Source organism: Mycolicibacterium austroafricanum, assembly GCF_902705885.1.
Lineage (GTDB): Bacteria > Actinomycetota > Actinomycetes > Mycobacteriales > Mycobacteriaceae > Mycobacterium > Mycobacterium vanbaalenii_A.
The window spans coordinates 18,574-30,169 of sequence record NZ_CACSIP010000003.1; the positions used below are offsets into that span (position 1 = coordinate 18,574).

Consider the following 11,596-nt stretch of genomic DNA (forward strand, 5'->3'; position numbering starts at 1 on the left):
GTGCGCGCCGGTTTGCGAGTGGGTCTGGCCTATCCGGACCCGCCGTTCAACGCGATGGCGGGAGGCGCCGGACTCGACATTGAGCTGATGACGGAGCTCGCCGACGCGCTCGGTGAGTCCGTGGAGTTCATCGCCTACGACGGTGCGGATCTCGACGGCATCTTCACGCGCCTGGAAGCCGGCGACTACGACTGCGTCGCCGCCGGCATCACCGTGACACCCGCCCGCGAAGCCAGGGTGGTGTTCCTTCCGCCGTATCTGATATCCGGTCAGGCGCTGGCCGTCGACACCGGCCGGCTGCCGCAGGTGCACTCGATCGACGACCTCGAGGGCCTGACGGTCGGCGTGCAACGCGGCGAGGCCGGCGAGCCGGTGGCCCAACGTCTCGTCGCCGAGGGCAGGGCCGCGCAGGTGCGGGTCTATGACGTCGGCGACGTCGAGGCGGCGGTGCGTGGCCTGGGCGCCGGTGACTGTGATGCGGTGCTCAAGCTCGCTCCGGTGCTGAGCGAGCTGGTCAAGCCGCTGCCTGGGGTCGAGGTCGTGCAGCGGGGGCTCTCGGTGGAGGACATCGCCATCGCGGTGGCGCCCGCCGATCAGGCGCTGGCGGGCAGACTGCGGGTCGCCCAGGCCGAACTCGAAGAGGACGGCACCCTGCAGCGGATCCGGCGCAAATGGTTGGGAAACCCCTATGTCGACCAGATCCTGGGTTCGCTCTGAGACGTCGGGGGCAGCCCGCGCACAGAGGGAAGGTCACCGACTAGGCTGAATGCCGAGCGGTGCCGAAGACTGCCGAAGACTCAGTGACGAAAACATGAGGAGACAGACGTGACGATCCGGGTAGGCGTGAACGGCTTCGGCCGCATCGGACGCAACTTCTTCCGCGCATTGGATGCGCAGAAGGCCGAAGGCAAGAACAGCGACATCGAGATCGTGGCCGTCAACGACCTCACCGACAACGCCACGCTCGCCCACCTGCTGAAGTTCGACTCGATCCTGGGCCGGCTGCCCTATGACGTCAGCCTCGAAGGCGAGGACACCATCGTCGTCGGCGACACCAAGATCAAGGCGCTCGAGGTCAAGGAAGGCCCGTCCGCTCTTCCCTGGGGTGACCTGGGAGTCGACGTCGTCGTCGAGTCGACCGGCATCTTCACCGCCCGCGCCAAGGCACAGGGCCACCTCGACGCGGGGGCCAAGAAGGTCATCATCTCCGCGCCCGCCAGCGACGAGGACATCACGATCGTGCTCGGCGTCAACGACGAGAAGTACGACGGCAGCCAGAACATCATCTCCAACGCCTCATGCACCACGAACTGCCTGGGTCCGATGGCCAAGGTGCTCCAGGACGAGTTCGGCATCGTCAAGGGCCTGATGACGACGATCCACGCCTACACCCAGGATCAGAACCTGCAGGACGGTCCGCACAAGGATCTGCGCCGGGCCCGCGCCGCGGCGCTCAACATCGTGCCCACCTCCACCGGCGCGGCCAAGGCGATCGGTCTGGTGATGCCGGAGCTCAAGGGCAAGCTGGACGGATACGCGCTGCGGGTGCCGATCCCCACCGGTTCGGTCACCGACCTGACCGTCGAGCTGGCGAAGTCCGCCTCCGCCGACGAGATCAATGCGGCGATGAAGGCGGCCGCCGATGGCAGGCTCAAGGGCATCCTCAAGTACTACGACGCTCCGATCGTGTCCAGCGATATCGTCACCGATCCGCACAGCTCGATCTTCGACTCGGGCCTGACCAAGGTCATCGACGACCAGGCCAAGGTCGTCTCCTGGTACGACAACGAGTGGGGCTACTCCAACCGGCTGGTCGACCTGGTCGGCCTGGTCGGCAAGTCGCTTTGAGGGCGAGCGATGCGACGGGGAAATAGGTAGACGCCGATGGGCATCAAGTCGCTCGACGACCTTCTGGCAGAGGGTGTGACAGGGCGGGGCGTGCTGGTGCGCTCCGACCTGAACGTCCCGCTCGACGACGGCAGGATCACCGACCCCGGTCGCATCATCGCCTCGGTGCCGACGCTGAAGGCGCTCAGTGACGCCGGCGCGAAAGTGGTGGTCACCGCGCATCTGGGAAGGCCGAAGGGCGAGCCCGACCCGAAGTTCTCCCTGGCCCCGGTCGCGGCGGCGCTGGGCGAGAGGCTGGGCCGGCACGTCCAGCTCGCCGGTGACGTCGTGGGATCCGACGCGCTGGCTCGCGCCGAGGGGCTCACCGACGGCGACATCCTGCTGCTGGAGAACATCCGGTTCGACGGACGGGAGACCAGCAAGGACGACGCCGAACGCCTCTCGCTGGCCAAGGCGCTCGTCGAGCTGGTGGGCGAGGACGGTGCGTTCGTCTCCGACGGTTTCGGTGTCGTGCACCGCAAACAGGCCTCGGTGTACGACGTCGCCACGTTGCTGCCGCACTACGCGGGCACGCTGGTCGCGACCGAGGTCAAGGTCCTCGAGCAGCTGACCAGTTCCACCGAGAAGCCGTACGCGGTGGTGCTCGGCGGATCCAAGGTGTCCGACAAGCTCGCCGTCATCGAGAACCTGGCCACCAAGGCCGACAGCCTGGTGATCGGTGGCGGTATGTGCTTTACATTTCTTGCCGCACAAGGACTTTCGGTTGGCGGCTCGCTGCTCGAAGAAAGTATGATCGACACCTGTCGCAAGCTGCTGGACACCTACGGGGACGTCCTGCATCTGCCGGTCGACATCGTGGTGGCGGAGAAGTTCGCGGCCGACTCCCCGGCGGAGACCGTCGCCGCAGACCAGATTCCGGACGGCAAGATGGGTCTCGACGTCGGGCCGGAGTCGGTGAAGCGGTTCGCCGCGCTGCTGTCCAACGCCAAGACGATCTTCTGGAACGGCCCGATGGGGGTCTTCGAGTTCCCCGCCTTCGCGGCCGGTACCAAGGGGGTGGCCGAAGCGATCATCGCCGCCACCGGCAAAGGCGCCTTCAGCGTCGTCGGCGGTGGAGACTCGGCAGCCGCCGTGCGTCAACTGGGCCTGCCCGACGACGGCTTTTCCCACATTTCCACCGGTGGCGGCGCGTCGCTGGAATACCTTGAGGGCAAAGAGCTGCCCGGTATCCAGATCCTGTCCCAGGAAAACTAGGAGACTCACGTGTCGCGTAAGCCGTTGATCGCCGGCAACTGGAAGATGAACCTCAACCATTTCGAGGCGATCGCGCTGGTGCAGAAGATCGCATTCTCGTTGCCGGACAAGTACTTCGACAAAGTCGATGTCACCGTGATCCCGCCGTTCACCGATCTGCGCAGCGTCCAGACGCTCGTCGACGGCGACAAACTGCGCCTCACCTACGGCGCGCAGGACCTGTCCCAGCACGACTCGGGCGCCTACACCGGTGAGATCAGCGGCGCCTTTCTGGCCAAGCTCGGCTGCACGTTCGCCGTCGTCGGCCACTCGGAGCGGCGCACCTACCACAACGAGGACGACGTGCTGGTCGCGGCGAAGGCAGCGGCCGCGTTCAAGCACGGGCTGACCCCGATCATCTGCATCGGTGAGCACCTCGACATCCGCGAGGCCGGCAACCACGTCGAGTACAACCTCGGTCAGTTGCGCGGTTCGCTGGCCGGGTTGTCGGCCGAACAGATCGCTCAGGCCGTCATCGCTTACGAACCGGTGTGGGCGATCGGCACCGGCCGGGTCGCCAGCGCCGCCGACGCGCAGGAGGTGTGTGAGGCCATCCGCAAGGAAATCGGGGCGTTGGCGTCGGTCGACGTCGCCGCCGGGGTGCGAATCCTCTACGGCGGATCGGTCAACGTGAAGAACGTCGGTGAGATCGTCGGTCAGGCGGACGTCGACGGTGCCCTGGTCGGTGGAGCGTCGCTGGACGGAGAGCAGTTCGCGACCCTGTCGGCCATCGCAGCGGGCGGACCCCTTCCCTAACCCGCAGCCCTGGGGCACATCCCGCGCCCTGTAGTCTGGCGGCCATGGAATTGGCCCTGCAGATCATCCTGGTCGTGACCAGTGTGCTGGTTGTGCTCCTGGTACTGCTGCACCGCGCCAAAGGTGGCGGTCTGTCCAGCCTGTTCGGCGGCGGCGTGCAGTCCAGCCTGTCCGGCTCCACCGTGGTCGAAAAGAACCTGGACCGGTTGACGCTGTTCGTCACCGGTATCTGGGTGGTGTCCATCGTCGGTACGGCTCTGCAGATCAAGTACGGCTGAACCACAACACGCCGCCCGCTCAGGGCATCAGCCTCACGACGGCGTACTTCCCGCTGTCGTGGGGCTTTCTGCTGTTCAAGCCGAAGGTTCTGCTCAACGGCTACGAAATGCCGGCGGCGAGTTGGGGGCGCGCCCACTATCCGACCTGGCCGGGTCGCTACGACGTGCAGGTCTTCGTTCCCTACCTGATTCCGCCTCGGGTCGGCGTGGCTGACTACACCGTGGTGGTGCACCCGGGCCAGTTCGTCGAGCTCGAGTACAAGATGCCGCTGTGGGTGTTCAGTCGTGGGTCCCTGGGGCCGCCGCCGCAGCGCTATAGCGGCGTCGCGGTGATCGTCGCTGTCGCGCTCGTGGTCCTGGTCATCACCCTCGTGCTGATGATGCTGGTGTTGTACGCGTGAGCAGCAGGCAGGCACCCTCACCCTGCGCTCCACCGGCTCGCCCTCAATACTTGAACGCATGACTGAGGTTTCTGACGCGACGCCCGACGCTGCCCTGGAACCGATCGGAGCCGTGCAGCGCACCCAGGTGGGCCGGGAGGCCACCGAGCCGATGCGTGAGGACATCCGGCTGCTCGGTGCGATCCTGGGCGACACCGTGCGTGAGCAGAACGGTGACGAGGTTTTTGATCTCGTCGAGCGGGCCCGGGTCGAATCCTTCCGGGTGCGCAGATCCGAGATCGACCGTGCCGAGATGGCCAAGCTGTTCGACGGTGTTGATGTTCATCGGGCCATCCCCGTCATCCGCGCGTTCACCCACTTCGCGCTGCTGGCCAACGTGGCCGAGGACATCCACCGCGAGCGCCGCAGGGCGGTCCACGAGGCCGCTGGAGCACCACCGCAGAACAGCAGCCTGGCCGCGACCTATCTGAAACTCGACTCGGCCGAACTCGACGCGGGAACCGTCGCCGATGCACTCGTCGGTGCGCTGGTCTCGCCGGTCATCACCGCCCATCCCACCGAGACTCGGCGGCGCACGGTGTTCGACACCCAGCACCGCATCACCGAGTTGATGCGGCTGCGCCTGCACGGTCACGTCACCACCGAGGACGGCCGGGATGTCGAGCTTGAACTGCGGCGACACATTCTCACGCTCTGGCAGACCGCGTTGATCAGGCTGTCCCGGCTGAAGATCCAGGACGAGATCGAAACGGGCCTTCGCTACTACCCGGCCGCTTTCTTCGAGGTGATACCGCAGGTCAACGCCGAGGTCCGAGCCGCGTTCCAGGCCCGCTGGCCGGGCGGCGAACTGTTGGAGGCGCCGATCCTGCGTCCGGGATCGTGGATCGGCGGGGACCGCGACGGCAATCCCAACGTGACCGCCGACGTCGTCCGGCTGGCCACCGGCCGCGCCGCCTACACCGCCCTTGCGCACTACTTCGTCGAGCTCACCGCGCTCGAGGAGGAGCTGTCGATGTCGTCGCGGCTGGTGCGCATCAGCGACGCAGTGGCCGCACTCGCCGAGGCGTGTCACGAACCCGCCCGCGCCGACGAGCCCTACCGGCGGGCGCTGCGGGTGATCCACGCCCGGCTGACCGCAACGGCGCAACAGATACTCGACCGCCAGCCCGAACACGAACTCGACCTCGGCATGCAGGCCTACCGCACGCCCGCAGAGCTGCTGGCCGATCTCGATGCCGTCGACAACTCACTTCGCTCCAACGGCAGCGCCGTGCTCGCCGACGACCGGTTGGCTCGGCTTCGAGAGGCGGTGCGGGTCTTCGGTTTCCATCTGTCCGGCCTCGATCTGCGGCAGAACTCGGACGTGCACGAGGAGGTTGTCGCCGAGCTGCTGGCGTGGGCCGGCGTGCACGCCGACTATGCCTCGTTGAGTGAACCCGATCGCGTCGAGTTGCTCGTCGGTGAGTTGTCCACCCGTCGGCCGCTGACCGGTCCGGACGCCGAACTGTCCGAGCTCGCGCGCAAAGAACTCGACATCATCGCCGCGGCCGCACGGGCGGTCCACGTCTTCGGATCCCAGGCCGTGCCGAACTACATCATCTCGATGTGCCAGTCGGTGTCGGACATGCTCGAGGCGGCGCTGCTGCTCAAAGAGACCGGGCTGCTGGACGCATCCGCTGAGCGCCCCTACGCACCGGTCGGGATCGTTCCGCTGTTCGAGACCATCGACGACCTCCAGCGGGGATCCTCGATTCTGGAAGCCGCACTTGACCTTCCGTTGTACCGGGCGGTCGTGGCCGCACGTGGTGACAGCCAGGAGGTGATGCTCGGCTATTCGGATTCCAACAAGGACGGCGGCTACCTGGCCGCGAACTGGGCGTTGTACCGCGCCGAGCTCGACCTGGTGGAGTCGGCGCGCAAGACCGGGATCCGGCTGCGGCTGTTCCACGGCCGCGGTGGCACGGTCGGACGCGGTGGCGGCCCGAGCTACGACGCGATCCTCGCGCAGCCACCGGGGGCGGTGAAGGGCTCGCTGCGGCTCACCGAGCAGGGTGAGGTGATCGCCGCCAAGTACGCCGAGCCCAGGATCGCCCGCCGCAACCTCGAGACCCTGCTGGCCGCGACCCTGGAAGCCACGCTGCTCGACACCGAGGGGCTGGGGGAGTTGTCGGAGCCGGCATACCAGGTGCTCGACGACCTGGCGGCGCGCGCACAACGGGCCTACGGCGAGCTGGTGCACGAGACGCCGGGTTTCGTCGAGTACTTCAAGGCGTCGACACCGGTCAGCGAGATCGGCGCACTCAACATCGGCAGCAGACCGGCCTCGCGCAAGCCGACCACGTCGATCTCGGATCTGCGGGCCATCCCGTGGGTGCTGGCATGGAGCCAGTCGCGGGTGATGCTGCCCGGCTGGTACGGCACCGGGACCGCCTTCGAGGAGTGGATCGCCGACGGCGACGAAGGCGAAGGCCGGCTGGAGGTGCTGCAGGACCTGTACCGGCGTTGGCCGTTCTTCGCGACGGTGTTGTCGAACATGGCACAGGTGCTGGCCAAATCGGATCTCGGGCTGGCGGCGCACTACGCGGAACTGGTGGAGGACGAATCGCTTCGGCGGCGGGTGTTCGACAAGATCGCCGAGGAGCACGAGCGCACGATCCGGATGCACAAGCTGATCACCGGGCACGACGACCTGCTCGCCGACAACCCGGCGCTGGCCCGGTCGGTGTTCAACCGGTTCCCGTACCTGGAACCGCTGAACCATCTGCAGGTCGAACTGCTGCGTCGTTACCGTTCCGGTGACGAGGACGAGCTCGTGCAGCGCGGGATCCTGCTCACCATGAGCGGGCTGGCCACAGCGCTGCGCAACAGCGGGTAGCGGTCACAGGCCGGCGCTGCGGCGGACCTTGTTCACCGCGCCGCGGACGACCTGCTCGGTGGCTGCCAGCGGGGAGATCACCGATTCTCCGATACCGACGATCCGTTCGACCCGCACGACGATGCCTTCCATCCGGTCGACCACCGCGTTCAGCCGGGGCGCCAGTTCGTTGATGCGGCTGATCGTGTCGTTGAACCGCTCCAGGGTGGCGTCGAGGTTGCCGGTGGACTTGTTGAGGTCTTCCAGGGTCTCGGTCAGACCTTCCAGGATGGTGTCGACCTGCTCGACGGTGACGTCGGCGTTCAGCGCCGCCTGGGCGAGCTTCCTGATCCGCTCGCCACCGGTCCGGACTGCTGGTCTGCCACCTTTGTCTGCCATATCGGCCAGTATGACGCGTGCTGTCGGAGAGTCGGATATGTTCCCCCATGATGATGTCTCGCAGGGTTGCGCTGTTCGCCACCTGCTTCAACGACGTGATGTGGCCCGAGACGCCGAAAGCGGTTGTGCGGCTGCTGCGCCGACTGGGTTGCGACGTCGACTTCCCGACCGGACAGACGTGTTGCGGGCAGATGTTCACCAACACCGGCTACGCCGAGGAGGCCATCCCGGCGGTGCGCAACTTCGCCGCCACGTTCGCCGGCTACGACGCCGTCGTCGCACCGTCGGGTTCCTGCGTCGGGTCGGTGCGTCATCAGCACCACAGCGTCGCCGCACGTGCGGGTGACGCGCGGTTGCAGGCCGCCGTCGCGGCGTTGTCCCCCCGGGTCTACGAGCTCTCCGAGTTCCTGGTCGACGTCCTCGGCGTGACCGATGTCGGCGCGTACTTCCCGCACCGGGTCACCTACCACCCGACCTGTCATTCGCTGCGGATGCTGCGGGTCGGTGACCGGCCGCTGCGTCTGCTGCGGGCGGTGCGCGGCATCGACCTCGTCGAGTTGCCGGGTGCCGATCAGTGCTGCGGCTTCGGCGGTACCTTCGCGATGAAGAACGCCGACACCTCGGTCGCGATGGGTACCGACAAAGCCAGAGCGGCGCGTGACACCGGAGCGGAAGTCCTTGTCGCCGGCGACAACTCGTGCCTGGCGCACATCGGCGGGGTGTTGTCGCGGCAGCGCAGCGGAATGCGGACGATGCACCTGGCCGAGATACTGGCCAACACCGGGGGTGCGACGTGAGCGACCGGCCGCATGTCGGAGTCACCCGCGAGTTTCTGGGTCTTCCGGCATTCCGGACAGCGGCGAAGACAGCACTGGGTGATCCGGTGCTGCGCCGCAACCTCGCCCACGCCACCGGCACCATCCGCGCCAAACGCGCCGCGGCCGTCGGTGAGCTCGACAATTGGGAGGAGCTGCGGCTTGCCGCCGAAGCCATCAAGGACGCGGCGCTGCACCGTCTCGACGAGCATCTGGAGGCGTTCGAGGCCAACGCCACCGCCGCGGGGGCGACCGTGCACTGGGCCCGCGATGCCGAGGAGGCCAACGGCATCGTCGTCGATCTGGTGCGGGCGCAGGGCGCTGACGAGGTGGTCAAGGTCAAGTCGATGGCCACCCAGGAGATCGAGCTCAACGAGGCGCTCGCCGCCGCCGGGATCGATGCGTGGGAGACCGACCTGGCCGAGCTGATCGTTCAACTCGGCGGCGACTGGCCCAGCCACATCCTGGTACCGGCGATCCACCGCAACCGGGCCGAGGTGCGCGAGATCTTTCTGCGGGAGATGGGCAGGGTCGGGCGTCCAGCTGCTGAGGACCTGACCGACGAACCGAAGCGCCTCGCCGAAGCGGCCAGGCTGCACCTGCGGGAGAAGTTCCTGCGGGCCCGGGTCGCGGTGTCGGGGGCCAACTTCGCGATCGCCGACACCGGCAGCCTGGTGGTGGTCGAATCCGAGGGCAATGGCCGGATGTGTCTGACGCTGCCGGAGACGCTGATCTCGGTTGTCGGCATCGAGAAGGTGCTGCCGTCCTGGCGCGATCTGGAGGTGTTCCTGCAGGTGCTGCCGCGTAGCAGCACCGGTGAACGGGAGAACCCGTACACGTCGGTCTGGACCGGCCCGGTTGCCGGCGACGGACCGCAGAACGTCCACATCGTCCTGCTGGACAACGGCCGCACCCGGGTGCTGGCCGACCCCGAGGGTCGGGCTGCGCTGCGGTGCATCCGCTGCTCGGCATGTCTGAACGTGTGTCCGGTGTACGAACGCACCGGCGGCCATGCCTACGGCTCGGTGTACCCGGGCCCGATCGGGGCGGTGCTCACCCCGCAGTTACGGGGCACCGGCAGCGACATCGACAAGTCGCTGCCGTTCGCCTCAAGCCTGTGTGGGGCCTGCTTCGACGTCTGCCCGGTGCGGATCGACATCCCGTCGATGCTGGTGCACCTACGGACGCGGGTGATCGACGAGCGGCGCGGGGGAGTGCCGTCCGGTGAGCAGGTGGCGATGACGGCGGCGAGCTGGACATTCGCCGGACCCCGACGGTGGGCAGCTGCCGGAAGGGCGGTGGCGATGGTCGGTAAAGCACTGCGCAGCAAGCGGTTGGGCAGCAGGCAGGTGCTGCGCCGACTGCCGTGGCCGGTGAGGGCCTGGTCGCAGGCACGCGACGCGCCGGTCCCCCCGGCGGAGTCCTTCCGGAGCTGGTGGCAGCGAACCGGCGGTGGCCATGAGTGAGGCACGCGCCGAGATCCTCGGGCGGGTCCGGGCGGCACTGTCCGAGCGTCCGGCGGCAACCGAGGTGCCGTGGGTCTACGGGCGAGTCGTCGGCACCGGTGATGTCGATGTTGTCGCCCGGTTCGTCGAACGCGTCGCCGACTACCGCGCGCGGATCGATCGGGTCGAACCCGGAGGAGCTGCAGGGGCGATAGCGGCGGCCTTGCAGGCGGCCGGGGCGCGGCGGGCGGTTGCTGATCCCGCAGTGCGCCGCACCTGGCCGACCGGCGCCAACTGGGTCGCTGACGACGGACTCGGCGCCTACGACCTCGACCGGGTCGACGCGGTCGTCACCACCGCGACGGTGGCGATCGCGAACACTGGCACCATCGTCCTCGACCACGGTGACGGTCAGGGCAGGCGGGCGCTGAGCCTGGTCCCGGATGTCCACGTGTGTGTCGTATCTGCCGAGCAGATCGTTGACGATGTTCCCAAAGCGGTTGCCCGGCTTGTCGAATCGGGATTACACACCCGGCCGTTGACGTGGATAAGCGGACCCAGTGCCACCAGCGACATCGAACTCGACCGGGTCGAAGGTGTGCACGGCCCCCGCACACTGCATGTCGTCGTCATCGACTAGTGGACCTGTTCGGGCGTCGCCGACGTCTGATCGACTGGGTATTCGACAGTGTGATCGGCGACCGTCGCGATCGCACGGTATGCCGACGCAAGAGCCGAAAGGGCGACGACCAAACTCGCGGGTTTGACCAGCACGCCTGACAATCATGCCGCACGTCGCAGAGCAGCTCATCTCAGGATGAGAGATCGCTATTGGAGACTGGATGTGGTCGGTCCTCTACACCTACATGGCGGGCCGACTCTCCGGACGCCGCAGCCAAGAAGGCGGCAGCGCCGCTTCCCTCTACTGCCGCGAATCGCAGCTTGAATAGCATCTCTGTCAGGGGTACCCCGATAGAGATGGGTGTCAGGACGCTCCTGACGCAGAGGAGGGGTGCGGGGCATGGGCAAAGCAGTGTCAGCAGTGATGTACTGCTCGTTCTGCGGGCGTGAATCACGTCAGGTCGAGAAGCTGATTAGCGGTCACACCGTGTATATCTGCAGCGATTGTGTCACCAAATGTGTTGCAATTGTGGAGGATCAACCTGATCGAGACACGCTCCCGCTGCGGGATCGCGAGGACTACTCGGATGGACGAATTGCTCGACCAGATCCCGCGCGTTGCGGCCACGACGGCCAACGTCGAGGCAGACCTACGTGCTCGCGTGGACGAGCTTCGGCAGCGCGGAGTTGCGTGGTCCCGGATCGCCGCGGCGCTGGGCGTCACACGGCAGTCAGCCTGGGAACGCTTCACTCACGATTAGCTCTCGCTTCGAGACGGTCAGAGGGAGACTCTCAATGATGGTGTCATGGCCAGTCTTCGCAAAGCTGCCGATAGAACGACTAGATTGCACGCCTTAGACTCATGGGCGTGGGGACTCTAGATGTT

Annotated in this window: 12 protein-coding genes and 1 pseudogene; 12 read left to right on the forward strand and 1 reads right to left on the reverse strand. The window is 67.0% G+C overall.

All coding sequences use genetic code 11. The annotated features are described in order from the left end of the window. From BEMPMBAN_RS03570 to ppc, 7 genes are all read left to right on the forward strand, one after another. Positions 1–717: an ABC transporter substrate-binding protein gene (locus BEMPMBAN_RS03570; RefSeq protein WP_159229139.1), complete on the forward strand. Its 717-nt coding sequence runs from the start codon at positions 1–3 to the stop codon at positions 715–717. A 108-nt stretch (positions 718–825) separates the two neighbouring features. Beyond that, positions 826–1,848, forward strand: a complete 1,023-nt coding sequence (gene gap / locus BEMPMBAN_RS03575; protein WP_159229017.1) for a type I glyceraldehyde-3-phosphate dehydrogenase — start codon at positions 826–828, stop codon at positions 1,846–1,848. A 36-nt stretch (positions 1,849–1,884) separates the two neighbouring features. Next, positions 1,885–3,102: a phosphoglycerate kinase gene (locus tag BEMPMBAN_RS03580; RefSeq protein WP_159229018.1), complete on the forward strand. Its 1,218-nt coding sequence runs from the start codon at positions 1,885–1,887 to the stop codon at positions 3,100–3,102. A gap of 9 nt (positions 3,103–3,111) precedes the next feature. Continuing rightward, entirely contained in the window at positions 3,112–3,897 is a 786-nt protein-coding gene (gene tpiA, locus BEMPMBAN_RS03585; protein ID WP_159229019.1) for a triose-phosphate isomerase, read from the forward strand. 44 nt (positions 3,898–3,941) lie between these two features. After that, the gene (gene secG / locus BEMPMBAN_RS03590; RefSeq protein WP_159229020.1) at positions 3,942–4,175 is read left to right on the forward strand and encodes a preprotein translocase subunit SecG; all 234 of its coding nucleotides are present in this window, start codon (positions 3,942–3,944) and stop codon (positions 4,173–4,175) included. Positions 4,176–4,282: 107 nt separating this feature from the next. Continuing rightward, entirely contained in the window at positions 4,283–4,576 is a 294-nt protein-coding gene (locus BEMPMBAN_RS03595) for a hypothetical protein (protein ID WP_159229021.1), read from the forward strand. A 58-nt stretch (positions 4,577–4,634) separates the two neighbouring features. Beyond that, entirely contained in the window at positions 4,635–7,451 is a 2,817-nt protein-coding gene (ppc, locus tag BEMPMBAN_RS03600) for a phosphoenolpyruvate carboxylase (protein ID WP_159229022.1), read from the forward strand. A gap of 3 nt (positions 7,452–7,454) precedes the next feature. Here ppc and BEMPMBAN_RS03605 read toward each other — a convergent pair whose 3' ends face one another. After that, positions 7,455–7,829 (reverse strand): ATPase, encoded by a 375-nt coding sequence (locus tag BEMPMBAN_RS03605; protein WP_159229023.1) that lies wholly within the window; start codon positions 7,827–7,829, stop codon positions 7,455–7,457. A gap of 53 nt (positions 7,830–7,882) precedes the next feature. Here BEMPMBAN_RS03605 and BEMPMBAN_RS03610 point away from each other — a divergent pair, with 53 nt between their 5' ends. The 5 genes and pseudogenes from BEMPMBAN_RS03610 (at position 7,883) to BEMPMBAN_RS32450 (ending at position 11,471) form a co-directional block, all read left to right on the forward strand. Then, positions 7,883–8,626 carry a (Fe-S)-binding protein gene (locus BEMPMBAN_RS03610; protein WP_159229140.1) on the forward strand — a complete coding sequence of 248 codons (744 nt, stop codon included), beginning with the start codon at positions 7,883–7,885 and terminating at the stop codon, positions 8,624–8,626. Beyond that, positions 8,623–10,110 (forward strand): lactate utilization protein B, encoded by a 1,488-nt coding sequence (locus BEMPMBAN_RS03615; RefSeq protein WP_159229024.1) that lies wholly within the window; start codon positions 8,623–8,625, stop codon positions 10,108–10,110. Before BEMPMBAN_RS03610 ends, BEMPMBAN_RS03615 begins: the two co-directional genes overlap by 4 nt. After that, on the forward strand, positions 10,103–10,729 hold the full coding sequence (locus BEMPMBAN_RS03620) for a LutC/YkgG family protein (RefSeq protein ID WP_159229025.1): 627 nt from the start codon (positions 10,103–10,105) through the stop codon (positions 10,727–10,729). Before BEMPMBAN_RS03615 ends, BEMPMBAN_RS03620 begins: the two co-directional genes overlap by 8 nt. A gap of 405 nt (positions 10,730–11,134) precedes the next feature. Beyond that, positions 11,135–11,194 (forward strand): annotated as a pseudogene (locus BEMPMBAN_RS32445) (ClpX C4-type zinc finger protein); the annotation flags it as partial. 103 nt (positions 11,195–11,297) lie between these two features. Beyond that, complete coding sequence (locus tag BEMPMBAN_RS32450; RefSeq protein ID WP_234897285.1) at positions 11,298–11,471, forward strand: hypothetical protein; 174 nt, start codon at positions 11,298–11,300, stop codon at positions 11,469–11,471. The last annotated feature ends 125 nt before the right edge of the window (positions 11,472–11,596 follow it).